Annotated in this window: 23 protein-coding genes; 17 read left to right on the top strand and 6 right to left on the bottom strand. The window is 58.1% G+C overall.

All coding sequences use genetic code 11. The features are described 5' to 3' along the window. Nucleotides 1-10: 10 nt before the first annotated feature. Nucleotides 11-970 carry a Fe2+-enterobactin ABC transporter substrate-binding protein gene (fepB, locus tag ACQ3G7_RS05075; protein WP_430889066.1) on the bottom strand — a complete coding sequence of 320 codons (960 nt, stop codon included), beginning with the start codon at nucleotides 968-970 and terminating at the stop codon, nucleotides 11-13. Nucleotides 971-1,156: 186 nt separating this feature from the next. Here fepB and entC point away from each other — a divergent pair, with 186 nt between their 5' ends. The 7 genes from entC to ACQ3G7_RS05040 all read left to right on the top strand — a co-directional run bounded on the left by entC (nucleotide 1,157) and on the right by ACQ3G7_RS05040 (nucleotide 8,516). Continuing rightward, nucleotides 1,157-2,332, top strand: coding sequence for an isochorismate synthase EntC (gene entC / locus ACQ3G7_RS05070; RefSeq protein WP_430889065.1), 1,176 nt, complete (start codon nucleotides 1,157-1,159; stop codon nucleotides 2,330-2,332). 9 nt (nucleotides 2,333-2,341) lie between these two features. Next, on the top strand, nucleotides 2,342-3,952 hold the full coding sequence (gene entE / locus ACQ3G7_RS05065) for a (2,3-dihydroxybenzoyl)adenylate synthase EntE (RefSeq protein ID WP_430889064.1): 1,611 nt from the start codon (nucleotides 2,342-2,344) through the stop codon (nucleotides 3,950-3,952). A 10-nt stretch (nucleotides 3,953-3,962) separates the two neighbouring features. Next, nucleotides 3,963-4,814, top strand: coding sequence for an isochorismatase (locus tag ACQ3G7_RS05060; protein WP_430889063.1), 852 nt, complete (start codon nucleotides 3,963-3,965; stop codon nucleotides 4,812-4,814). Continuing rightward, complete coding sequence (gene entA, locus ACQ3G7_RS05055) at nucleotides 4,814-5,569, top strand: 2,3-dihydro-2,3-dihydroxybenzoate dehydrogenase EntA (protein WP_430889062.1); 756 nt, start codon at nucleotides 4,814-4,816, stop codon at nucleotides 5,567-5,569. Before ACQ3G7_RS05060 ends, entA begins: the two co-directional genes overlap by 1 nt. Then, complete coding sequence (entH, locus tag ACQ3G7_RS05050) at nucleotides 5,570-5,983, top strand: proofreading thioesterase EntH (RefSeq protein ID WP_263097602.1); 414 nt, start codon at nucleotides 5,570-5,572, stop codon at nucleotides 5,981-5,983. A 181-nt stretch (nucleotides 5,984-6,164) separates the two neighbouring features. Then, nucleotides 6,165-8,270: a pyruvate/proton symporter CstA gene (gene cstA, locus ACQ3G7_RS05045; RefSeq protein ID WP_430889061.1), complete on the top strand. Its 2,106-nt coding sequence runs from the start codon at nucleotides 6,165-6,167 to the stop codon at nucleotides 8,268-8,270. 48 nt (nucleotides 8,271-8,318) lie between these two features. Continuing rightward, nucleotides 8,319-8,516: a YbdD/YjiX family protein gene (locus tag ACQ3G7_RS05040; RefSeq protein ID WP_000460621.1), complete on the top strand. Its 198-nt coding sequence runs from the start codon at nucleotides 8,319-8,321 to the stop codon at nucleotides 8,514-8,516. A gap of 55 nt (nucleotides 8,517-8,571) precedes the next feature. On the opposite strand, the gene ACQ3G7_RS05035 is transcribed toward ACQ3G7_RS05040, so the two are convergent. After that, a complete protein-coding gene (locus ACQ3G7_RS05035) occupies nucleotides 8,572-9,315 on the bottom strand; it encodes an SDR family NAD(P)-dependent oxidoreductase (RefSeq protein ID WP_430889060.1) in 744 nt (247 codons plus the stop codon). Nucleotides 9,316-9,423: 108 nt separating this feature from the next. On the opposite strand from ACQ3G7_RS05035, the gene ACQ3G7_RS05030 reads away from it, so the two are divergent. Beyond that, entirely contained in the window at nucleotides 9,424-10,011 is a 588-nt protein-coding gene (locus tag ACQ3G7_RS05030) for a TetR/AcrR family transcriptional regulator (protein ID WP_430889059.1), read from the top strand. Nucleotides 10,012-10,115: 104 nt separating this feature from the next. After that, nucleotides 10,116-10,361, top strand: a complete 246-nt coding sequence (locus ACQ3G7_RS05025) for a hypothetical protein (protein ID WP_430889058.1) — start codon at nucleotides 10,116-10,118, stop codon at nucleotides 10,359-10,361. A 189-nt stretch (nucleotides 10,362-10,550) separates the two neighbouring features. Here ACQ3G7_RS05025 and ACQ3G7_RS05020 read toward each other — a convergent pair whose 3' ends face one another. Beyond that, nucleotides 10,551-11,639 (bottom strand): oxidoreductase, encoded by a 1,089-nt coding sequence (locus tag ACQ3G7_RS05020; RefSeq protein WP_430889057.1) that lies wholly within the window; start codon nucleotides 11,637-11,639, stop codon nucleotides 10,551-10,553. A gap of 162 nt (nucleotides 11,640-11,801) precedes the next feature. Here ACQ3G7_RS05020 and ACQ3G7_RS05015 point away from each other — a divergent pair, with 162 nt between their 5' ends. The 4 genes from ACQ3G7_RS05015 (at nucleotide 11,802) to ACQ3G7_RS05000 (ending at nucleotide 16,711) form a co-directional block, all read left to right on the top strand. Continuing rightward, nucleotides 11,802-13,304, top strand: coding sequence for a sugar ABC transporter ATP-binding protein (locus ACQ3G7_RS05015; RefSeq protein ID WP_430889056.1), 1,503 nt, complete (start codon nucleotides 11,802-11,804; stop codon nucleotides 13,302-13,304). Then, on the top strand, nucleotides 13,301-14,296 hold the full coding sequence (locus tag ACQ3G7_RS05010) for an ABC transporter permease (RefSeq protein WP_263097596.1): 996 nt from the start codon (nucleotides 13,301-13,303) through the stop codon (nucleotides 14,294-14,296). Before ACQ3G7_RS05015 ends, ACQ3G7_RS05010 begins: the two co-directional genes overlap by 4 nt. Before the next feature lie 20 nt (nucleotides 14,297-14,316). Next, a complete protein-coding gene (locus ACQ3G7_RS05005) occupies nucleotides 14,317-15,381 on the top strand; it encodes a sugar ABC transporter substrate-binding protein (RefSeq protein ID WP_263097595.1) in 1,065 nt (354 codons plus the stop codon). Between the two features lie 85 nt (nucleotides 15,382-15,466). Then, entirely contained in the window at nucleotides 15,467-16,711 is a 1,245-nt protein-coding gene (locus ACQ3G7_RS05000; RefSeq protein WP_430889055.1) for an LVIVD repeat-containing protein, read from the top strand. A gap of 388 nt (nucleotides 16,712-17,099) precedes the next feature. Here ACQ3G7_RS05000 and mtnK read toward each other — a convergent pair whose 3' ends face one another. Further along, the gene (gene mtnK / locus ACQ3G7_RS04995) at nucleotides 17,100-18,299 is read right to left on the bottom strand and encodes an S-methyl-5-thioribose kinase (protein WP_430889054.1); all 1,200 of its coding nucleotides are present in this window, start codon (nucleotides 18,297-18,299) and stop codon (nucleotides 17,100-17,102) included. A gap of 102 nt (nucleotides 18,300-18,401) precedes the next feature. Here mtnK and mtnA point away from each other — a divergent pair, with 102 nt between their 5' ends. After that, complete coding sequence (mtnA, locus tag ACQ3G7_RS04990; RefSeq protein ID WP_430889053.1) at nucleotides 18,402-19,418, top strand: S-methyl-5-thioribose-1-phosphate isomerase; 1,017 nt, start codon at nucleotides 18,402-18,404, stop codon at nucleotides 19,416-19,418. A 223-nt stretch (nucleotides 19,419-19,641) separates the two neighbouring features. Here the strand turns inward: mtnA and ACQ3G7_RS04985 are convergent, their stop codons facing one another. Then, complete coding sequence (locus ACQ3G7_RS04985; protein ID WP_430889052.1) at nucleotides 19,642-20,064, bottom strand: hypothetical protein; 423 nt, start codon at nucleotides 20,062-20,064, stop codon at nucleotides 19,642-19,644. A 214-nt stretch (nucleotides 20,065-20,278) separates the two neighbouring features. Between ACQ3G7_RS04985 and ACQ3G7_RS04980 the strand changes: the two genes are divergently transcribed. Genes ACQ3G7_RS04980 through ACQ3G7_RS04970 form a run of 3 tightly spaced genes read left to right on the top strand, consistent with a single transcriptional unit; the run spans nucleotide 20,279 to nucleotide 23,261 of the window. After that, nucleotides 20,279-21,397 carry an ABC transporter substrate-binding protein gene (locus ACQ3G7_RS04980; protein WP_430889051.1) on the top strand — a complete coding sequence of 373 codons (1,119 nt, stop codon included), beginning with the start codon at nucleotides 20,279-20,281 and terminating at the stop codon, nucleotides 21,395-21,397. A 59-nt stretch (nucleotides 21,398-21,456) separates the two neighbouring features. After that, a complete protein-coding gene (locus ACQ3G7_RS04975; protein WP_263100944.1) occupies nucleotides 21,457-22,485 on the top strand; it encodes a FecCD family ABC transporter permease in 1,029 nt (342 codons plus the stop codon). Next, the gene (locus tag ACQ3G7_RS04970) at nucleotides 22,482-23,261 is read left to right on the top strand and encodes an ABC transporter ATP-binding protein (protein WP_263097589.1); all 780 of its coding nucleotides are present in this window, start codon (nucleotides 22,482-22,484) and stop codon (nucleotides 23,259-23,261) included. The genes ACQ3G7_RS04975 and ACQ3G7_RS04970 overlap by 4 nt, the downstream gene beginning before the upstream one ends. A gap of 166 nt (nucleotides 23,262-23,427) precedes the next feature. Here ACQ3G7_RS04970 and ACQ3G7_RS04965 read toward each other — a convergent pair whose 3' ends face one another. Next, complete coding sequence (locus ACQ3G7_RS04965) at nucleotides 23,428-24,351, bottom strand: LysR family transcriptional regulator (RefSeq protein ID WP_430889050.1); 924 nt, start codon at nucleotides 24,349-24,351, stop codon at nucleotides 23,428-23,430. Between the last annotated feature and the right edge of the window lie 87 nt (nucleotides 24,352-24,438).

Raw genomic sequence — 24,438 nt, 5'->3', positions numbered from 1 at the left:
CCCAACGGAATTAGCCAAACAGTGCCGACAGACGCTGCAACACGCGGGTGGCGCTGTAATAGTCGAGGCGGAACGTCTCTGCGCCCAGGGCGTAAACGCGCTTGTGTTGCACGGCAGGCAGATGCGCCAGCAGCGGGTTTGCGCTCAGGGCGTCGGCATCCTGTTGATCGCTGGCGAACAGGAACAGTGATTCACCGTTCAGCCCGGCGGCCAGGTTTTCGCCGCTCAGTTGCACGATATCGTGGCGTTTGCCCTGGCTCTGGCTGGTTTGCAGCCCGGCGGGCAGGTCAGCAAGGGTAAAGCCGAGCTGCTGCATCAGCTTGCCCTGCGCGGACTCGCGGGTCCACAGGTTTGCGCCGTGCGCCGCCGGGGTATAGACCAGCGCGCTGACCGGCTGTGGCGGCAGGGTGATATGCGCTTTTACATCCGCCAGTTGCTGATTGAACTGTGCGATGCGCGCTGCCGCCTGTTTTTCCTGACCGGTGATTTGGCCAAGTTGCGTCAGCAGCGCCTGCCAGCTTTTGTCGTCGTAGTTGATGACCAGCGTTGGCGCGATGGCGGAAAGTTGATCGTACAACGCCAGTGCGGAGTCGCCGCCGGTGGCGCTTATCAGGATCAGGTCTGGCATTTGCGCGGCGACGGCTTCGGCATTCGGTTCGCCGATGTAAATCCGCGCGACCTTACGCTGTTTCGCCACGTCGCCCCACTGGCGTAAAAAGCCCTGATCGTCGGCAAAACGGTTTTTCGGCGTGGTCGCACCGCTGGCAATGACCGGCGCGTCTATTGCCAGCAATGAACCGGTGAGGGTCACGCTGGTGGAAACAATGCGCAGTGGCTTGCTATCGAGCTGGTGTGCGCCGTGGCTGTCGCTCACCTGGCGGGGCCAGTCGGCAGCCAGCGCTGAGGATAGTCCTAAAACAAAAATGCCCAGAAACACAATGGGCTTACGGCACCAAAAGGGAAATCTCACGAGTCGCGTCCTGTTTTTGTTGAGGTTAATGCTTCTCATTTTCAATGTTGAGCGAGACGGATGCAAGAGGCAGTCGTGCGGGGGGATATTCTGCTGTTGACAGAGCGGGTCATAACTTTTTATCTTACTGCATAATAATACAAATGATAATCATTCTTAGTTCACTTATCATTGTTGGAGGATGATATGGATACGTCCCTGGCTGAGGAAATCCAGCAGTCTGTGCAGACGCTGGCCGCGGATCAGTTTTTCTTTATGTCGCCGTACCGCAGTTTTACCACGTCCGGCTGCTTTGCCCGTTTCTCTGAGCCCGCCGCAGGCGGCGATGATCGGGAGGGCGCTTTCCAGCAAAAACTGGCGCAGGCTTTTGCCAGTGCGAAAGCGAAGGGCATCGCCAGACCGGTGATGGTCGGTGCAATCCCCTTTGATACCACGCAGCCTTCCGCATTGTTTATTCCGCAATCCTGGCAGACCTTCTCCCGCCCGGCAAAACAGCGATCGGCCCGCTATTTCAACGCCGGCGAAATGCCGAACGTGAAAACGCAGACATTTATCCCGGAGCAAGACCACTTTATGCAGATGGTTGAGCGCGGTGCAGCGAAAACCGCCACGCCGGAAGTGGATAAAGTGGTGCTCTCCCGTTTGATTGATATTGCGACGGACAACAACATCGACAGCGGCGTGCTGCTGGAGCGTCTGATTGCCCAGAACCCGGCCAGCTTCAATTTCCATGTCCCGTTGCCGGATGGCGGCGCGTTGCTGGGCGCCAGCCCGGAACTGCTGCTGCGCAAAGAGGAAAACCGCTTCAGTTCACTGCCGCTGGCAGGCTCTGCACGCCGCCAGCCAGACGACATGCTCGATCGCGAAGCGGGCAATAAGCTGCTGGCCTCGGAAAAAGATCGCCACGAACATGAACTGGTGACTCAGGCGATGAAAGCGGTGCTCAAACCGCGCAGTCGTTCGCTGACGCTGCCCGACTCCCCGCAACTGGTGACCACGCCAACGTTATGGCACCTGGCAACGCCGATTGACGGTGTTGCACACGACGATGAAAACGCCTTAAGCCTCGCCTGTTTGTTGCACCCGACACCCGCGCTGAGCGGTTTCCCGCACCAGGTGGCGAAGAAACTGATCGCCGAACTGGAACCGTTCAACCGCGAACTGTTTGGCGGCATTGTCGGTTGGTGCGACGCCGAAGGAAACGGCGAGTGGGTGGTGACTATCCGCTGCGCCCGTATTCACCGTAACACCGTTCGGCTGTTTGCCGGTGCCGGGATTGTTCCCGCCTCTTCTCCGCTGTCGGAGTGGCGTGAAACCGGCGTGAAACTGACCACCATGCTGAATGCTTTTGGTTTGCATTGAGGAGCTGAGATGACCCTTCCTTTTAACCGTTGGCCGGATGAGTTTGCCCGCCGTTACCGCGAAAAAGGCTACTGGCAGGACTTGCCGTTGACCGACATTCTTACCCGTCACGCGCACAGTGATGCCACGGCGGTGATCGACGGCGACCGCGCGTACAGCTACCGCCAGGTGAATCAGCTCTCGGATAACCTGGCCTGCTCGCTGCAGACGCTGGGCATCAAACGCGGGGAAACTGCGCTGGTGCAACTGGGGAATGTGGCGGAGTTTTACATCACCTTTTTTGCGTTGCTGAAAATCGGCGTCGCGCCAGTGAATGCCCTGTTCAGCCACCAGCGCAACGAACTGAACGCTTACGCCACGCAGCTTAAGCCGGTATTACTGATTGCCGATCGTGAACATATGCTGTTTGCCGGTGATGACTTTGTCACCACCTTTGTGGCGGAACACGACACGCTGCGCGCCGTGTTGCTGCGCGGCGATAAGGGTGAACACGCGCTGGACGCGGCGATTGCCCGCCCGGCGGAGAGCTTTATTACCACGCCGACGCCCGCCGATGAAGTGGCATTCTTCCAGCTCTCTGGCGGTAGCACCGGCACGCCGAAGCTGATCCCCCGTACACATAACGATTACTACTACAGCATTGTGCGCAGCAACGAGGTGTGCGGGTTTACCGCTGACACCCGCTATTTGTGCGCATTGCCTGCGGCGCATAACTACCCGATGAGTTCTCCTGGCGCGCTGGGTGTGTTCCTGGCGCACGGTTGCGTGGTGCTGGCCGCCGATCCGAGCGCGACGCTGTGCTTCCCGCTGATTGAAAAACACTGCATTAACGTCACTGCGCTGGTGCCGCCCGCGGTCAGCCTGTGGCTACAGGCGATTCAGGAGTGGGGCAGCAATGCCCAACTGGCGTCGTTGCGACTGTTGCAGGTGGGCGGCGCACGGCTGTCGACCACGCTGGCAGCGCGGATCCCGGCGGAGATTGGCTGCCAGTTGCAGCAAGTGTTCGGTATGGCGGAAGGGCTGGTGAACTACACCCGGCTGGACGATCCGCTGGAGCGCATTACCCATACCCAGGGCCGCCCGATGTGCCCGGACGACGAAGTCTGGGTGGCGGATGAAAACGGTAACCCGCTGCCTGCAGGGCAGGTAGGGCGTCTGATGACGCGCGGACCGTACACCTTCCGCGGCTACTTTAACAGCCCGGAACATAATGCCAGCGCCTTTGATGAAAACGGCTTTTATAGCTCCGGCGATCTGATTGCCATTGATGAGCAGGGCTATATCACCGTGCAGGGGCGTGAAAAAGATCAGATCAACCGCGGCGGCGAGAAGATTGCTGCCGAGGAGATCGAAAACCTGTTGCTGCGCCATGAGGCCGTGATCCACGCGGCACTGGTTAGCATGGAAGACAGCCTGCTCGGCGAAAAGAGCTGCGCCTGGTTGGTGACGAAAACGCCGTTGCGCGCGGTGGCGGTTCGTCGGTTCCTGCGTGAGCAAGGGGTAGCGGAATTCAAACTGCCGGATCGCGTGGAGTGCCTTGAGGCGCTGCCGCTGACGCCGGTCGGCAAGGTGGATAAAAAACAATTACGCCAGTGGTTAGCACAGCGTACACCGGCGTAAAGGAGAGAAGATGGCGATTCCAAAATTACAGGGCTACGCACTGCCAGTGGCAGCCGATATCCCGGAAAACAAAGTCAGCTGGGCGTTTGAACCTGAACGCGCCGCGCTGCTGATCCACGATATGCAGGAGTACTTTGTTAACTTCTGGGGCGATAACTGCCCGATGATGCAGCAAGTGGTGGCGAACATCGCCGCCCTGCGTCGCTACTGCAAACAGCACCATATTCCGGTCTATTACACGGCGCAGCCGAAAGAGCAGAGTGATGAAGATCGCGCGCTGCTGAATGACATGTGGGGGCCGGGACTGACCCGCTCGCCGGAGCAACAGCGAATCGTGGCGGAACTGACGCCCGATGATGCCGATACCGTACTGGTCAAATGGCGCTACAGCGCGTTTCATCGCTCGCCGCTGGAGCAGGCGCTGAAAGAGACCGGCCGCAACCAGTTGCTCATCACCGGTGTCTATTCGCACATTGGCTGTATGACCACCGCCACCGATGCGTTTATGCGTGATATCAAACCGTTTATGGTTGCCGATGCGCTGGCGGACTTCAGTCGCGAGGATCACCTGATGTCGCTCAAGTACGTGGCCGGGCGTTCCGGGCGCGTGGTGATGACCCAGGATCTGTTACCCGTTCCGGGAAGCAAAGCTGCACTGCGGGCGCTGATCCTGCCGCTGCTGGATGAGTCCGACGAGCCGCTGGATGACGAAAACCTCATCGACTACGGTCTGGATTCCGTGCGCATGATGGCGCTGGCGGCCCGCTGGCGCAAAGCGCACGGCGATATCGACTTTGTGATGCTGGCGAAGAACCCGACGATTGATGCCTGGTGGACATTGCTCTCCCGCGAGGTGAAATAATGGCCCACCTGGATTTTACCGGTAAAACCGTGTGGGTGACCGGCGCCGGGAAGGGGATTGGTTACGCTACTGCGCTGGCGTTTGTGGAGGCTGGCGCGCAGGTGACCGGGTTTGATCTGGCGTTTGCCGGTCGCGACTATCCTTTCTACTGCGAGGTGGTGGATATCGCCAATGCGCAACAGGTGGACGCCGTCTGTCAACGTCTGCTGGCGCAATGCGAACGGTTGGATGTGCTGGTCAATGCCGCCGGGATTTTGCATATGGGGGCGACGGATGAACTCTCCACCGACGCCTGGCAGCAGACTTTCGCCGTTAACGTCGGCGGCGCGTTCAATCTGTTTCGCCAGACGATGGCGCAGTTCCGCCGTCAGCAGGGCGGGGCCATTGTCACTGTTGCTTCCGACGCGGCGCATACACCGCGCATTGGTATGAGCGCCTATGGCGCGTCGAAAGCCGCGCTGAAAAGCCTGGCGCTGAGCGTCGGGCTGGAACTGGCGGCAAGCCATGTGCGCTGCAACGTTGTCTCGCCGGGCTCGACGGACACGGACATGCAACGCACGTTGTGGGTCAGCGATGACGCTGAACAGCAGCGCATTCGCGGCTTTGGCGAGCAGTTCAAACTGGGTATTCCACTGGGCAAAATTGCCCGTCCACAGGAAGTGGCGAACACCATCCTGTTCCTTGCTTCCGATCTGGCCAGCCATATCACCCTGCAGGATATTGTGGTGGATGGCGGTTCAACGCTGGGGGCGTAAATGATCTGGAAACGCCATTTAACGCTTGAGGAGCTGAACGGCACCAGTGATAACACGCTGGTGGCGCACCTCGGCATTGTCTACACCCGCCTTGGCGATGATCTGCTGGAAGCGGAAATGCCGGTGGATACCCGCACGCATCAGCCGTTTGGTTTACTGCATGGCGGCGCGTCGGCGGCGCTGGCGGAAACGCTGGGGTCGATGGCCGGTTATCTGATGACCCGCGACGGTCAGTGCGTGGTGGGCACGGAGTTAAACGCATCGCATCATCGCCCGGTCTCGCAAGGCAAAGTGCGCGGCGTTTGCCAGCCTCTGCACCTTGGCCGTCAGTGTCAAAGCTGGGAGATTGTGGTGTTTGATGAGCAGGGACGTCGCTGCTGTACCTGTCGCCTGAGTACGGCTGTCCTCGGTTAAGGTTTTCCCCCCTCTCTGCGTCCGGAGAGGGGATCTTCTCCCCCTATAAGTGATCCTGGTAACACAATGAGGTAAATGCCTGCCGTCAGGACGAATTTTCCTTGTTTCAAAGTTGTTAAAACCTGCGAGTTGATATAGAAACAAAATGTAACATCTCCTTATCTCTCAACGGATAACCGCTATGAACAACTCAGGGAAATACCTTATTTGGGGCGTGCTCTCCCTTGTTGGAGCGTTTGCTCTTGGTTATATCGCACTGAATCGCGGCGAACAGATCAATGCACTGTGGATTGTGGTGGCTGCGGTCTGTATCTACCTTATCGCTTACCGTTTTTATGGTCTTTATATCGCCAAAAATGTGCTGCAGGTTGATCCGACGCGCATGACACCGGCGGTACGGCACAATGATGGTCTCGACTATGTGCCGACAGACAAAAAAGTGCTGTTTGGTCACCACTTTGCGGCGATTGCCGGGGCAGGCCCGCTGGTGGGGCCGGTGCTGGCGGCGCAAATGGGCTATCTGCCGGGGATGATCTGGATCCTGGCAGGCGTGGTGCTGGCCGGTGCGGTGCAGGACTTCATGGTGCTGTTTGTCTCCACCCGCCGCGACGGGCGTTCGCTTGGCGAACTGGTGAAAGCGGAGATGGGCGCGACCGTTGGGGTGATTGCGCTGGTGGCGACCTTTATGATCATGGTGATCATCCTTGCGGTGCTGGCGATGATTGTGGTGAAAGCGCTGACCCACAGCCCGTGGGGAACCTACACCGTGGCCTTTACCATCCCGCTGGCGATTTTTATGGGTATCTATATTCGCTATCTGCGCCCGGGGCGCATTGGCGAGGTGTCGGTGATTGGCCTGGTGCTGCTGGTGTTCGCCATTATTTCCGGTGGTTGGGTGGCGGCAAACCCGGCGCTGGCACCCTATTTTGATTTTACCGGCGTACAGTTAACGTGGATGCTGGTGGGTTACGGTTTTGTGGCCTCCGTACTGCCGGTCTGGCTGCTGCTCGCACCGCGCGACTATCTCTCTACCTTCCTGAAAATCGGTACTATTATCGGGCTGGCGATCGGCATTCTGATTATGCGCCCGACGCTGACCATGCCTGCGCTGACGAAGTTTGTGGATGGCACCGGTCCGGTGTGGAGCGGGAGCCTGTTCCCGTTCCTGTTTATCACCATTGCCTGCGGCGCGGTGTCTGGCTTCCATGCGCTGATCTCCTCCGGCACCACGCCGAAAATGCTCGCCAGCGAAGGACAGGCGTGCTTTATCGGCTACGGCGGTATGCTGATGGAGTCGTTCGTGGCGATCATGGCGCTGGTTTCAGCCTGTATTATCGATCCAGGCGTTTACTTCGCGATGAACAGCCCCATGGCGGTGCTGGCACCGGCAGGAACCCCCGATGTGGTGGCATCTGCTGCGCAGGTGGTGAGCGGCTGGGGCTTTAGCATCACGCCGGATACTCTGCGGCAGATCGCAGAAGAAGTGGGCGAACAGTCGATTATCTCCCGCGCAGGCGGCGCGCCTACGCTGGCGGTCGGCATGGCCTATATTCTGCACGGTGCGCTTGGCGGTTTAATGGGGGTCTCGTTCTGGTATCACTTCGCGATTCTGTTTGAGGCGCTGTTTATCCTGACGGCGGTGGACGCCGGGACGCGTGCGGCGCGCTTTATGTTGCAGGATCTGTTGGGGGTGATTTCCCCGAACCTGAAACGCACCGAGTCGCTGCCCGCTAACCTGCTGGCGACGGGGTTGTGCGTGCTGGCGTGGGGCTACTTCCTGCATCAGGGCGTGGTGGATCCCCTTGGCGGCATTAACACGTTGTGGCCGCTGTTCGGCATTGCCAACCAGATGCTGGCCGGTATGGCGCTGATGCTGTGCGCCGTGGTGCTGTTTAAGATGAAACGCCAGCGTTATGCGTGGGTTGCACTGCTGCCGACCGCCTGGCTGCTGGTCTGTACGCTCACTGCTGGCTGGCAAAAAGCCTTCAGCCCGGACAATAAAGTTGGCTTCCTCGCCATTGCCAATAAGTTCCAGGCGATGATCGACAGCGGGACAATCCCGGCGCAGTATACCCAGTCACAACTGGCGCAACTGGTGTTTAATAACCGTCTCGATGCCGGTCTGACCATCTTCTTTATGGTCGTGGTGGTGGTGCTGGCGCTCTACTCGCTGAAAACCGCGCTGGCGGCGCTGAAAGTGGATCACCCGACGGCGAAAGAGACGCCGTATGAGGCGATGCCGGAAGATGTTGGCCAGATTGTGGGTCAGGCGAAAGGCGTTCATTAACCGTGTTTCCCCCTCTCTCTTGTGGGAGAGGGCGGATGAGGGGATAACATGTTCGACACGCTCTCTAAAGCCGGTAAGTACTTAGGCCAGGCGGCGAAAATGATGATTGGCGTTCCGGATTATGACAACTACGTTGAGCATATGCGCGTGACGCACCCGGATCAGACGCCGATGACCTACGAGGAGTTTTTCCGCGAGCGCCAGGATGCGCGCTACGGTGGCAAAGGCGGCGCGCGCTGCTGTTGATCCCCCGGTTTCTCGAAAAGGCGGCGCTCTGCGCCGCCTTTTCTCTGCGCGTCACTCAGGCGTTTGTGCCGCCGTCCACCACAATATCCGTACCGGTGATCTGTTTTGCCGCCGGGCTGGCAAGGAAAGCCACGGCTTCGGCGATATCCTGCGCCTCACCATAATGCCCGAGTGCCGTTAACCGACGCTGTTCTTCAGCGCCTTCGCCATCCGCCGGGTTCATATCGCTGTCGGTTGAGCCGGGTTTCACCATATTGACGGTGATGCCGCGCGGCCCGAGGTCGCGCGCCAGACCGCGCGTTAACGAGTTCAGCGCCGATTTGGTCATCGAGTAGATGGCAATGTTGGTGAACGGTACGCGATCGGACAGGCAACTGCCGATGTTGATAATGCGCCCGCCCCGAGGCAAATGCGCGATCGCCGCCTGCGTGGTGTACACGACACCGCGGATGTTGACGTTGATCTGCGCGTCGATGTCCTCCTGCGACATCGTTTCCAGTTGCCCGGCGCGTGCAATACCGGCGTTATTGACCAGAATATCCAGCCCGCCTAACGCTTCTACCGCCTGCGCAACGGCGGCGCGCGCGGCTTGTGGGTTGCCGCTGTCGGCCTGAATCGCCACGGCGTTACGCCCCAGCGCGCGGATCGATTCGGCAACAGCCTGGGCTTTGTCTGCGGATTTTTCCCAGGTAATGGCAACATCTGCGCCTGCCTGCGCCAGCGTGAGCGCAATGGCTTTACCCAGACCTCGACTGGCGCCCGTGACCAGTGCGCGTTTACCTGCAAGTGAGTGTGACATGGTCGCTCCTAATTATGTGTCGATTGATACATAATTAAAGTAAACGGGCTTTCACCTCGCCGTCAATAGTATTAATATACCGATCAGCACAAAATGTGAGGAGGCACTGTGAGCCGGGGAAGACCACGGGAATTTGACCGTACCGATGCGCTGGATAAAGCGATGAAACTCTTCTGGCAGAAGGGGTATACCGCCACGTCGATGAACGATCTCTACCAGGCGATGGGCATTAAATCCCCGAGCCTGTATGCGGCGTTCGGCAGCAAAGAGGATCTCTATGATGAGGTTTTGCAGCACTACGAACAGACGGTTGCGCCGCTGATTTGGGGCGGGATGGACAGTGAACCGTCGCCGAAAACGGCTGTCGCGCAATGGCTGGCGCGTTCGGCACAGACGCTGACGCGCAGCGGTATGCCGCACGGGTGTATGGTGACGCTGTCGGCGGTCGCCAGCGAAGGCAACGATCGCCTTGGCGCGCGGGTACAACAGTTACGCAACGGCGGTGTGGAACTGCTCAACGCGCGGTTAACGCAGGCGCAGGAGCAGGGCGATTTACCGGCTTCGACGGATATCGACGCGCTGACGCGGTTATACGTCAGCATCCAGCAGGGAATGTCGATTCAGGCGCGGGATGGGGCAAGCTGTGAAACGCTGCTCGGCGTCGCCAGAATGGCTATGGCGCTCTGGCCTGCATAATGGGAATGACTCTGAGGTGTCTGTTAAATCTGTGGCGATTCACTCAAATGCTCAATTAGAGCAGTTCAGGCAGAAATTCTCTGATTATGTCAGGTGGTAAGGTAATGGACTTGTTACAGAAAGAATGTGTTGCCAGTGTTACATTATTTCATGTGAGAGCTTCTGAAGGGGAACTCATGGTGTATGAAGGATGCATCGATCACATCATGAATAATTGTTCAGATGAAGAGATTTTTCGCATTACTGGCTGTGGTGATAAAGACGAACTGGCTTTTTACAAGGATGAACTTGTGAAATTGATAAAGATGGTCGAAAGACCTGAGTACTTGCCTGAAAAATACAAAAAATAATGTATAACCTTTTGTTCGACTGATAAAAAAGGAGACTCAGTCTGTTAATCTCAACCGTCTGAGTCTCCTGGCTGTTAGCCGCATAGTTACAGGCTTCTGAAAGGTAAATGGCTTGAGGCCGTCAATCAGGTCCCGTTGATCACTGGATAGGATTTCGCCCGGCGTTGCACCTCACGCCGGGCTCGCATATCAACGCGTTAGGGTTTCCACTTTTTCAAATGCTGCGCGTAGCGTGTCGGCGGTGAGTTCTACCGGCAGATAATGAATAGATTCAACCGGGCGCAGGGTATGCGCAATCACCTTGTCCAGTTCGGCGCGGTGAGTGATGTCGACATCCAGCGCGGCCAGCGTGGTCGGCAGGTTGAAACGCTGATAAGCGTCAATCAACTGCGCCAACACATCGTCCTGGCCGAGCAGGGCGCTCTGCACCAGAATGCCGTAAGCCACTTTGGTGCCATGCAGGAATTTATCCGTTTGCGGTAACACGGTCAGCCCGTTGTGCACCGCATGTGCAGCCGCAACGCGGGTATAACGCTCGCCAAGACCGCCAACCATACCGCCGCCAGCGATAATCGCATCCACCACATCGCGAAACGCTTGCGTCACGTCGCCGCGCTGCTGATCGGCCAGCGCCTGCTCACTGCTTTCCAGTAACACATCACGAATGGCCAGCGCGCCATTAATGCCCAGACGCACGGTTAACGGCAGATTTTCCGGCTGTGGCGCCAGCACCACCGCTTCGTACCATTTCGCCAGCGTATCGCCAATGCCCGCCAGTAAATATTCCGCCGGGGCATTAAGGATGATCTGCGGTTCCACCAGCACCAGGAAATTGGCGTCGTCGAAGATTTCGAATTGCAGCGCCTGCCCGGCATCGTTGTACCACACCGACAGCGGCGTCCAGGCTGCGCAGGTCGCGGCAATGGTCGGGATCGCCACCACAGGCAAACCCAGACGGCGCGCCACCGCTTTGGCGGTATCCAGCAGTGCTCCGCCGCCCACGCCAATCACCACTGCGCGGTCATCCCCCGCTTGCTCAACCAGCTCGCCAACATCGCGCTCACTACAGTGGCCTTTAAACAGAATATGTTTCGCACCTGGCGCGTTAAACCCTTCCGGCAGAAACGCTTTTGCGCCAGCAAAGGCGCGTTCGCCGTAGATCCACACCGCGCGGGAGAGCTGCTCCGCGCTGTAGAAATCGTGCAAACGCGCAAGGCTCCCGGCATGGGAATAGTAGTTAGCGGGGCCGGGTACGACGCGAATATCAGTGTTGCTCATGTGTTGTGTCCTTGTGCGTAATGGCTAACCCGATGTTATGTCTGGACATCCGGATGGCTAATATTATTTTGCTTTATCTTATGCCTTTTCTGTCGTTGCCAGTCAAGCAAGGCTGTGAAAAATTCGTTAAATCAATCTATTAATGGCAGGGATTTCCGCAGCATGAGCAGCAACCACCTCGAAATGCGCACCATAAGCCTGGCCTTTGGCGGCTTCCGGGCGCTGTCGCACGTGGATTTCACCTTACGGGGCGGTTCAGTGCATGCGTTAACCGGCGCCAACGGCGCGGGGAAGTCCACGCTGATGGCGGTACTGTGCGGAACGCACGATCACTACGAAGGCGAAATCAGCATCAATAACCAGGTAGTGAGTATTCGCACACCGCGCGACGCCAAAATGTTTGGCATCCACCTGGTGCAGCAGGAAGTGGATGTCGCGCTGATCCCCGGTTTGAGCATCGCGGAAAACATCATGCTCGATAAGCTGGCCGAAGAGGGGCACCGCTACCGCTGGGGCGAGATTCGCCAGCAGGCGCGGGAAGCGCTGGCGCAGCTCGATGTGACGCTGGATGTTAAACGCTCAATTGACACTTGCTCGCTGGCGGAAAAACAGCAAATCCTGCTGGCGCGCGCGCTCTCGCATCGCTGCCGTTTTTTAATCCTTGATGAACCGACCGCTCCTCTTGATAGCCGGGAAAGTGAGCGCTTATTCACCGTGGTGAAACGCCTGCAACAGCAGGGCATTGGCGTGGTGTTTATCTCGCACCGCATCCATGAACTGAAGGCCATTTGCGACACCTTAACCGTGCTGCGCGACGGCAAACTGATTGAGTCCGGCCCGATGGCCGATCTGAGCGGCGAGCAGATCGTGGAAAAAATGCTCGGCCATGAACTGAGCGATATTTATCCGCCTGCGCGTCCGCCGCACAGTGATGAAGTGCTGCTGAGCGTTGACGGTCTGCATGATGAAGGGCTGCTGAAAGATATCTCGTTGCGGCTGCGCAAAGGGGAAATCCTCGGCATCGCCGGGCTGGCGGGGGCGGGGAAAACCGAACTTTGCAAAGCGCTGTTTGGCGCGAGTAAAAGCCGCATTACCCGCGGTGAGCTGAATAACCAACCGTGGCGACCCCGCGATCCGGCGGATTCAGTAACGCGCGGTCTGGCGCTGGTTCCGGAAGAGCGGCGCAAAGAGGGCATCTTTATTGAAGAGCCCATCAGCATGAATTTATCCATCAGCGCGGATAACAGCTTTTCGCGCTGGAGTCTGTTTGGTCACCGCCAGGCGTGGCGCTGGGCGCAGGAAGTGATTGCCCGCGTGGGCGTGCGCACGACCGGGCCGGGGCAAACACTGCGTCGCCTCTCTGGCGGCAACCAGCAGAAAGTGGCTATTGGCAAATGGCTGCGTGGCAATGCGAACGTGCTGATTTTTGATGAGCCGACCAAAGGGGTGGACGTCAAGGCGAAGACCGATCTGTTCCAGCTGATTGATGGCCTGGCGCGGGAAGGCAAAGGCGTGATCTATGCGTCGGGGGAATTCGCCGAGCTGGTGGGTTTATGTGATCGGATTTGTGTGCTGTGGGACGGGCGCATTGTTGCAGAAGTGCCGGGCGAGGATGCCCGCGAAGAGACACTACTTTATTATTCCACCGGAGGAACGGCGCCGTGAGTAAGGCCCTGACAGTCAATGCGGCGGTGACGCCCCGCCAGCAGTTTTTTGATTTTCTTTATAAATGGGGCATGTTGCTTACCGTTGTCGCGCTGATCGCGATTTTTGGCGTGGCATCGGACAACTTCCTCGATCCCTTCAACATCATCAACATTTTACGTTCGATTGCCATCGTGACGGTGATCGCCGTTGGCGTCTCCATTTCGCTGACCATCGGCGGGTTTGACCTGTCGGTCGGTTCGACCGCTTCACTGGCCAATGCGCTGGTGATTTCGCTGTTTGTCTGGCACGGCTTCGGCACCACCGAATCGATCCTTATCACGCTGGTGCTTTGTACGCTGGTCGGCCTGTTTAACGCCTTCCTGATCGTGGTGCTGCGCATTCCCGATATGCTGGCCACGCTCGGCAGCCTGTTCGTGATTCAGGGCGTGGCGATGACCTACAGCTACGGCGGCTCGATCACTGAAAACATGGTACTGCCGAGCGGCGACATGGCGGAAGGCACCATCCCGGCCGCGTTTGCTTCGCTGGGCCAGGTACCGACGATTGTTGTGATTATGCTGGTGGTGACGCTGGTCGCGCAGCTTGGTTTGTCACTGACGACCCACGGTCGCCGGATGTACGCCATTGGCGGCAACCCGGAAGCGGCAAGACTTTCTGGTATTCGCACCACGCGCTACAAGGTTGCGGCTTACGTTATCTCTTCGCTGCTGGCAGGGCTGGGCGGGATTTTGCTGGCCTCGCGCATTGGCTCATCGCAGGTGAATGCCGGCGGCGGCTACCTGATGGATGCCGTAGCGGCAGCATGGATCGGCTTTTCGCTGGCGGGGTCCGGTAAACCGAATGCCTTCGGCACGCTGGTGGGGGCGGTGATCCTCGGTGTGCTGCAAAACGGGCTGGTGATGCTGTCAGTGCCGTATTACGCAATGGACATTATTAAGGGGCTGGTGCTGGCCGGTGCTCTTGCGTTGACTTACTTCCAGCGTCGTTAATTATTCAGGGGAAAACAGACATGAAAAAAATTGCACTTTCGCTGTTGGCGCTGGGATTACTGAGCGCGCTGCCGGGCCACGCGGCCACGCCTGCACCGGTGCCGGACGCCATTGCCAATCATAATGGACCGGTGCGTATTGCGCTGATCCGTAACCTCGGGTCGGACGATAACACCACGCAGTTTGTCTCCGGCGCGTTGCAGGAAGGGAAAAAGCTGGGCTTTAAAATCAGCACCTTCCTCAGCAACGGTGATGACGCGAAATTCCAGGATTTCGTCAATCAGGCCATCAGCCAGAAGTATGACGGTATTATCCTCTCGCAGGGGCGCGACCCGTACTCCACCGATCTGATCAAAAAAGCCGTCGCCGCCGGGATTAAAGTGTCGGTGTTCGATACTGCCGTGAACGGTGAGATCCCGGGCGTGACCGTTACCCAGCAGGATGATGCGTCGCTGACCAAACTCTCCTTTGGCGAGCTGGTGAAAGACTTCAACGGTAAAGCCAACATCATCAAACTGTGGGTTGCTGGCTTCCCGCCCATGGAGCGCCGCCAGGCGGCCTACGCGGAACTGCTGAAAGCGAACCCGGGTATCAAAGAGCTGGAATCGATTGGCGCGGTCTCCTCTGACGTGCAGGGCGATACCGCCAACAAAGTCGGCGCAGTGCTGGCGAAATACCCGAAAGGCAAAATCGACGCGATCTGGGGGACCTGGGATGCGTTCAGCCAGGGCGCGTATAAAGCGCTGAAAGAGAACGGACGCACCGAGATTAAACTCTACAGCATCGATGTGTCTAACCAGGATCTGCAACTGATGCGGGAAGCCAACAGCCCGTGGAAAGTGAGCGTGGCGGTGGATCCGAAGCTGATTGGCGCAACTAACGTGCGTTTGATCGCCAACAAGATTGCCGGTGAACAGACGCCTGCAACGTATGACTTTAAAGCGGCGGCGATCCCGCAGGCGCTGCTGGCCAGCCAGCCGGGTGCGGTAAACGTGGCCTCGCTGGGCAAAATCATTCCGGGCTGGGGCCAGACCGAAGACTTTATCGCCCCGTGGTTCGCTACGCTGGAAGCGAAAAACAAATAACAATCCAGGCCGAAACCGCAGGCCAGATAAGCCTTTAGCGCTGCCTGGCCTGCGAAGAGCAATACGGCTGTTGAAAGGATGAATCATGGCAACTGAACTTCCGCGTCCCGAATATAGCCGCAATATGCGGCTGATTGGGCACAGCGACCAGGGAGGGCGCCCGGATGGCGTCCAGTTAATGGTGCATCGCGGCTTTGCGTACATTGGTCATATGGTGTCGCAGGGTTTTTCTATTGTGGATGTGCGCGACCCGAAAAACCCGAAAGCGGCAGGATATGTGCCTGCGCCACCCGGCACCTGGAATGTGCATCTGCAAGCTCACGACGATCTGCTGCTGGTGATCAATGCCCGCGACCTGTTCGCCGATGCGCGCTTTGCCGATGAAAAGGTCTATTACACCCGGTCGGTCGGTGACACGGTCAGCGATGTGCAGGACAAAGGCTGGAGTGCCGGGCTGCGCATTTTTGATATCTCCACACCGGATAAACCCCGTGAAATCAGCTTCCTGTCGCTGAACGGCATTGGCATCCACCGTATCTGGTACGTCGGCGGTCGCTGGGCGTATGTCTCGGCGTTGATCGACGGTTTCACCGACTATATCTTCCTGACCATCGATCTGGCCGACCCGCGTAAACCGCAGGTTGCCGGGCGTTGGTGGTTGCCGGGGATGAACCAGGCCGCAGGTGAAACACCCGCATGGCCGGAAGGCAAACGCTACGCGCTTCATCACGCCATTATCGCTGGCGACACGGCTTACGGTAGCTGGCGCGATGGCGGCCTGACGCTGCTGGATGTGAAAGATCGCAGTGCGCCGAAGCTGATCAGCCATCGCAACTGGAGTCCGCCATTCGGCGGCGGCACGCATACCGCGCTGCCGTTGCCCGACCGCGATCTGCTGGTGGTGCTTGATGAAGCGGTGCTCGACAATCAGGAAGATGGCGAGAAACTGATTTGGCTGTTTGATATTCGCGATCCGTCCAACCCGGTCAGCATCTCAACCTTCCCCCAGCCGGACGAAACGGATTACGTGGCGAAAGGGGCGCATTTCGGGCCGCACAACCTGCACGAAAACCGCCCGGGCAGCTTTATCAGCTCCACGCTGATTTTTGCCACGTATCAGAATGCGGGCGTTCGCGCTTACGATATTTCCAACCCGTATCGCCCGGTGGAGACCGGCGCGCTGGTGCCCGCGGCACCGGCAACAATGATGGATACCCGGCCAGGGCGTCCGCGCGTGATCCAGTCTTGCGACGTGTTTGTGGATGCGCAGGGGATTATTTACAGTACGGATTACAACGGTGGGTTGTCGGTGATTGAGTATTTGGGGTAAGGCTGGAGCCGGGTTTCCCCTCACCCTAAGCCTCTCCCCGGAGGGGAGAGGGAATAGCTGGAGCCCGGTTTCCCCTCACCCTGACCCTCTCCCCGGAGGGGAGAGGGAATAGCTGGAGCGCGGTTTCCCCTTCACCCTGACCCTCTCCCCGGAGGGGAGAGGGAATAGCTGGAGCCCGGTTTCCCCTCACCCTGACCCTCTCCCCGGAGGGGAGAGGGAATAGCTGGAGCGCGGTTTCCCCCTCACCCTGACCCTCTCCCCGGAGGGGAGAGGGAATAAAGAGAGTCCGGCGTGGGGATGTTTACTCCCACACCCTTTGAAGGCGTACCGGGGCGAGACCGCTTTTACTCCCTCTCCCTTCCAGGGAGAGGGCCGGGGTGAGGGGAAACTAGCTGTACTGCCGCACCCGGGCAATCAACTCCCCGACGCTATCAATACGCCCGGCAATCACAATCAGCGCCTTGCCGAGGGTGATGGCATGGCGCAGGCAGGCGTGGCGCATCTCGTCATCGGCGATGGTATCAATATCCGCCACGTGCGACAGCCCGACACTGCGGCGAATCAGTTCAGTGCCGCAGAAACCGATGGCATCCACCCACACTTTTTGTAAAAAAGCGCTGGCATAGCCTGGCTGCGCCAGTGCCGCATCGCGGGTTTTCTCTGCCGCCAGCGCCTGAAAACGCGCTGCGAAGGTGGTCCACAGGGCCTGGATATCATTCAGACGCAACTCGCGTGCAGCAGCGGCATCGCGAATGCCGAGATGCCCCGGCAGGCCGCAGTAGTTCAGCAGCAGGTTGCCAATGGCGGTGCCGATATCAAAGCCCATCGGGCCGAAATAACCGAACTCGGCATCGATGGCTTTCAGGCTGCCTTCGGCAACAAAAATCGAACCACTGTGAATGTCGCCATGCAACAAGGCTTCAGCCTGCGAAAAGAAACGGTGTTTGAGCGAGGCAACCGCCAGTTTCAGTTGTGCATCCTCGCGCAGGGCGGCGACATCGGCTTCCAGCTCTGCGGGGTAGTTGTTGCGTTCGTGGATCTGGTACGGATCGTTAAAGAACAGATCCTCGGTGATTTCACACATTTCCGGGTTGATAAACTGCGCTACCTGCGCTTTTTTGGCATGGGGATGCAGGTAAAAATCGCTGGTATGAAACAGGGTTTGCGCCAGGTATTCCCCCAGTTGCGCGGCTGCCTGCGGGTAGTCAACGTTATTGATCAGTTCGCCGCGCCAGATCTTATGATCGGAGAGATCTTCCATCACCATCACCGCCAGTTGCGGGTCGAAGTGATGAATTTTAACGGTGTGTTGCGGGCTGTGCTGATAATGCTCGACCAGCGTTTGCGCTTCCAGACGGGCTCTGTCCAGCGTTAACGGCCAGGATTCTCCGACGCAGCGCACGTAGGGCAGGGCCTGTTTGACGATAATGCGGCTGACGCCCTGGCGGTCGAAAATTTTGAACACCAGATTGAGATTACCGTCGCCCACCTCCTGCGCGTCAACCAGCTCGGACGGGGTGTCCAGGCCGCCAAATTGTTGGGCGTATGCCACGGCATCGCGGGCGGTAAAGGTACGGTATTGCGACATTGCCTCGATCCTCTTTTTGCAAACAAAGCCATTTAGACGTCTATACATCCGGACTTCATCCTGACACAATACGATACAACAACGCAACAGGGATTTAACGATATGCCGTCATTACAGACTACCAGCCTGCGGGTTGTCGAAAACCAGCTCTTTATTCTCGATCAGCAGGCGCTACCGCAGGAGAAATGCTGGCTGCCTGCCACCACGGTAGAAGAACTTGTCGGGCATATTCATGCCCTGCGCGTGCGCGGTGCGCCGCTGATTGGTCTGTCTGCCAGCCTGTTGCTGGCGCTCCTGGCGGAGCAAGGTGCAGACCGCGAGCAACTGGCGCAGGCGCTGGAAACCCTGCGCGCTGCCCGCCCGACCGCAGTCAACCTGATGAATAACCTCGACCGTATGAAACTGGCGCTGGCGCAGGACGATTTTGTCGCCGCACTGACGGCGGAAGCGCTGCGTTTAATTGACGAAGACCGGCAGCTTTGCGACGACATTGCCCACGCAGGCGTTGCGCTGGTCACTCCTGGCAGTCGCTTGCTGACCCACTGCAACACCGGCGGGCTGGCGACGGCAGGCGTTGGCACGGCGTTAGGGGTGATTGCGAAAGCACACCAGCAAGGCAAGGTGGCGAATGTGTGGGTGGATGAAACCCGCCCGCTGTTGCAGGGGGGGCGGCTGACTGCCTGGGAACTGGGCGAACTGGGCGTCCCTTATCAGCTTATTACCGATTCAATGGCCGCCAGCCTGATGGCGAAGGGGCAGGTTGATGCGGTGTGGGTCGGCGCGGACCGTATTGCCGCCAATGGCGATGTGGCGAATAAAATTGGCACTTATTCCCTGGCGGTGCTGGCGAAATTCCACGGCGTGCCATTCTACGTTGCCGCACCGCAAACCACCCTCGACAGAGGTTGCCCGAACGGCGACGCCATTCCGATTGAACAGCGTGCGGCGGCGGAAGTGACCGGTGTGGCAGGCAGTTTTGGCGCGGTTCAGTGGGCGCCGGAAAATGCGCAGGTCTATAACCCCGCGTTCGACGTTACTCCCGCCGCGCTGATTAGCGGTTGGGTGCTGGACAGCGGCGTGGTCACGCCTGCAGAGGTGGCAAACGGGGTGTTCGCGTAGCAAGAGTTCGTCTGGTTTATCGCGATTATCACAGGGAGAGAGGGGGCAGTTTTTTACCCCGTCTCCGTCGGGGAAAGGTGGTCTGTTTTTTATCCCCTCTCCGTCGGGGAGAGGTGGTCTGTTTTTTTATCCCTTCTCTGTTGGGGAAAGGTGGTCTGCCTTTCATCCCCTCTCTCCTTTGGGGAGAGGGGCAGGGTGAGGGGAAAACGGGAAAACCGGAAAACTACGCTGCCGGGTGCAGCAGCACCACATCATCTTCTGTTCGTTTCGCCTGACTCTCCGTGACACCCCCGTTGTTCTCATAGCGTGGCGGCGTGATCACCGGGTAAGCATAGCTTCCCACCTCGGTGCACTGCACCGGTTCCTGTGAACCTGCATAAAACAGATAATACGCCCCGGAGTCCGGGAAGAAGGCGAGGTTGTCGCCGTTACCAAACGTCGTGCTCCAGAACGGCACGCCCGCTTTGGTACGCCCCTGCTCTTTACCGGAGGCGACCTGGAAATGATCGCCCCACTTCATCGTGATCAGATGGTAATCAAAAAACGACACCGTCAGTGCGCCACGTACCGGGCAATTGAGCTTAATCGCGTCGTTGGCATGGGCGGTTGAGAACAGACCGAGCAGCAACAGCAGAGGATATTTCATGGTGGTATCCGTAAAACAGGGCAGGGCATGAGGGTAATCCATCACGCTGATGAAAAGCCGTTAAAAACTATGTCAGAGAAACACAAAACGAATCAGGATGTTAAGCGGCAGGGGGAAGCAGGGCGAATTATTGATTCTGTATATGATTTGTTTAATTTGACATGATAATAATTATCAAAATCATTATATTCCAACTATCGACAGGTTGTTTTTTATGCAAGGGAAATCCATCGCCAGGCTTGTTCTTTCCGTTGTTCTCTCCGCCCCGTTACTGGCTCACGCCAGTCAATATCCTCTCACCGTCACCGATTTCGATGGTCGCAGCGTCACCGTCGAACACGAACCGCAACGCATTATTTTGCAGGACGGGCGCGACATTATGGCGATGGCGTTGCTGGATCGCGACGACCCGTTTAAACGACTGGTGGCATGGAATAACCTGGCGAAAAAACAGGATGTCGCCACCTGGGAGATGCTGAAAACGCAGTGGCCGGAAGCGACCCATATTATGGATATGGGCTTTAGCGATAAGGGCAATGTCGACCTGGAAAGCGTGCTGTCGAAACAGCCGGATCTGATGATCGCCCAGCTTCGCGCCAGACCCGCGCTGGAAGAGAGCGGCGTATTGCAGAAACTGACTGCGCTGAAGATCCCGGTTGTGTTTATCGATTATGAAGTCAACCCGGCGAAAGACACCGCGCCGAGTATCGACCTGCTGGGCAAAGTCCTCAACCGCGAAAGCAATGCGGCGGCGTATACCGCCTATTATCGCCAGCAACTGCACGCCATTGAGCAGAAAACCGCGACCATCAACCCGAAACCCAGCGTCTTTGTTGAAGCGCTGGCGGGGAATACCGATTCCTGCTGCTTTACCCATGGGCACAGTGGCTGGGGTGGGTTAGTTGAAGCGGTGGGCGCGAAGAATATCGGATCGGATTTGCTGCCGGGAGCGAGCGGCTTTGTTGCGCTGGAGAAACTGATTAGCGTCAACCCGGATGTGTACATCATGACCGGCTCCAAACGCGGTAACAGCCAGGTGCTGCCGTTAGGGTTGAATGTGTCGCCGGATGAGGTGAACACCCAGGCGCAGGTGTTGTTACAGCGCACCGGTGTCAGCCAGATCCCGGCGATAGCGGCGAAACGGGTTTACGGCGTTTATCACCACTTCTACAACCATCCGTACAACATCGTCGGCATGGAATATCTGGCGAAAGATATTTATCCGCAGGCTTTTGCTGATCTCGACCCGGATGCGACGTACCATCACATCATCAAAAACTTCACCAAACTGCCGGACACCTCTTTCGTGTATAGCTGGCAGCAGGGCAAATAGGCGTCATGAGTACCACCATTGAATCGGGCGAACAGCGGGCCGACATTACAGCCGACGGCCTGATGCTCAGCTATCGCGGCATCATCCGCAAACGTATCGGCCTGCTGGCGCTGCTGGTGGCGCTGATTATGGCCTCGATGCTGCTGGATTTTACCCTTGGGCCTTCAGGCTTACCGCTGAACGTGCTGTGGCAAACGCTGGTCGACCCCGGCAGCGTGAATACCGGTACACAGGTGATTGTCTGGGATATCCGCCTGCCCTATGCGCTGATGGCGATTGTCGTCGGTTTAACGCTGGGACTGGCGGGGGCGGAGATGCAGACCATCCTCAATAACCCGCTTGCCAGCCCGTTTACGCTCGGCGTCTCTTCGGCGGCGGCCTTTGGCGCAGCGCTGGCGATTGTGCTTGGCATTGGTCTTCCCGGTGTGCCTGCGCAGTGGTTTATTTCAGCGAATGCGTTTCTCTTTGCGTTACTGGCGGCGCTGCTGCTGGATGGCATCACCCGCTGGACGCAGGTCGCGACCTCCGGGGTGGTGTTATTCGGCATTGCGCTGGTCTTTACTTTTAACGCGTTGGTGTCGATGTTGCAGTTTATCGCCAACGAAGACACCTTACAGGGGTTGGTGTTCTGGACCATGGGCAGCATTGCCCGCGCCTCGTGGGAAAAACTGGGCATTCTGCTGCTGGCGCTGGCGGTGATTGCCCCGCTGTCGATGCTCAGCTCATGGAAGCTAACCTCCCTGCGTTTAGGGGAAGATCGCGCCATCAGTTTTGGTATAAACGTGCGCCGCTTGCGGCTGGCGACGCTGCTGCGCATCAGTATTCTCTCGGCGCTGTCAGTGGCGTTTGTCGGGCCTATCGGTTTTATCGGGCTGGTGGCACCGCACATTGCCCGCATGCTGTTTGGCGAAGATCACCGCTTCTATCTGCCTGCCAGCGCATTGCTGGGCGCGCTGGTGTTATCGCTGGCGTCTATCGTTTCCAAGAACCTGATTTCCGGCGTCATTATCCCGGTCGGCATCGTGACATCGCTGGTCGGCGTACCGTTTTTCATTACCATCATTGTGCGCCACCGGGGGAGTGTATGAACCGACAACATGGTTTGAGCCTGCGCGGATTTGGTGCGGGCTACCCTCAACGACAGATTATTGCGAACCTCAATATTCCGCTCTTGCCGCGCGGCAAAGTGACGATTTTGCTCGGGCCGAATGGCAGTGGCAAATCGACCCTGCTGCGGGCGATGGCCGGGTTAAACCGCGCGCAGGGCGAACTGCGTTTGGACGGGCTTGACCTGCTGAGTCAGCCGTTTGCGAAGCGTGCGGAGCAGGTGGTGTACCTGCCGCAGTCGCTGCCTGCGGGCGTGCATCTGCATGTGCTGGAGTCGATTATCGTTGCGCAGCGCGCCTCCGGCGGGTTGCACAGCGCGGCGAAACAGGCGGAAGTGATGGGACTGTTGCGACAGCTCGGTATTGAACACCTGGCGCTGCACTTTCTCGACCAGCTTTCTGGCGGGCAGAAACAACTGGTGGGACTGGCGCAGTCGCTGATTCGTCAACCCTCGTTACTGCTGCTGGATGAACCGCTCAGTGCGCTGGATCTGAACTACCAGTTCCATGTGATGGATCTGGTGAAGCGCGAAACGCAAAGCCGCAATATCGTTACCGTGGTGGTGGTGCACGATATCAATATCGCTCTGCGTCACGGCGATCATGTGCTGATCCTGAAACAAGGGGAACTGGTCGCCAACGGTGCGCCGGGCGACGTGATCACCCCGCAGACGCTGGCGCAGGTTTACGGGGTGCGCGGGCGCGTAGAGCCATGTTCGCAGGGGATGAAGCAGGTGATTATTGACGGGTTGACGTAATGCTGTTGTTTTTCCCCTCACCCTAACCCTCTCCCCGAAGGGGAGAGGGAACAGTATAGGCACTTTCCCGAAGGGGAGAGGGAACAGTATAGGCACTTTCCCGGAGGGGAGAGGGAACCTTCATCTCCCTCTCCCCTCTGGGGAGAGGGCTGGGGTGAGGGGAACATCACCCCAGATCCTGCATCCATTTCCCATGCTCTTCCCCCAGTATGTGCTCCGCCATCGCTAAAAAGGCGCTCACCGCCGCCGGGCGGTGTTTGCTGCCCGGCACCTGAATCTGCAACGTGCGCTGACTGAGCGAGGTATTGGTCATCGGCTTCAGTGTCATTGCATCAAGCCGCGCACGCCACAGTACGCTGAAGTGGCTACAGACGGTAATCGCCTGCGGTGTGTGGCGGGTAAATTCATACAGCGCAGAAAAGTTATTGCTGCTGAATGCCGGTTCGAGAAAGGTGCCCGCCATCCGGCATGACAGGTCGAATAGCTGACGAATAGTGGTGCCGGCTTCCGGTAACACCAGCGGGTAGGGGTGTAAATCATCAATCGCCACGCCAGACTGCTGCACCAGCGGATGGGCTGAGTCCAGCAACAGCAGGACCGGCGCAGGCCATGCGGCGATGATCTCCACTTCTTTTTCCGGCGCGAGGCTGAACTGAAAAGCCACATCACACTCGCTGCGCCGTATCCACTCTGCCACCTGCATCGCGCTGCCGACCTGCAAATCAAAACTGACGCCCGGATAGTGCTGGCGAAAACGCGCCAGCAAACCCGGCAGCAAATCAAAGGCCATGCCGTCGGTACAGGCGATACGCACCAGCGTTTTGCGCACGGCTTTCAGGCCCTGAATTTCCGCCAGCGCATACTCCATGTCGCGCATGCTCTTGCGCACATGGTTCGCCAGAATTTGCCCCGCGTCGGTAAGGATCATGCCGCGCGCATGACGTTCAAACAGCGTCACGCCCAGCCGGGTCTCCAGTTTTTGGATCTGTCGGCTGATGGCGGAACCCGCCACATAAAGCTGTTCGCTGGCGGTGCTGAGCGAGCCGGACGTGGCGACAGCGAGGAAATAACGCAGTTCATTGGTCAGCATGGGTGTTTCCGGTGCAGTGCCCTGAGATTGTGCAGTTTACCCTTATCAAAAAGGCAATGCCAAATTGCAATTATTATTATTGTGGCA

The organism is Kosakonia sp. N21, assembly GCF_050587465.1.
In the GTDB taxonomy this organism is placed as follows: domain Bacteria; phylum Pseudomonadota; class Gammaproteobacteria; order Enterobacterales; family Enterobacteriaceae.
Note: the sequence above shows the minus strand (reverse complement) of the source record. Positions and strands in the feature narration are given on the sequence as shown.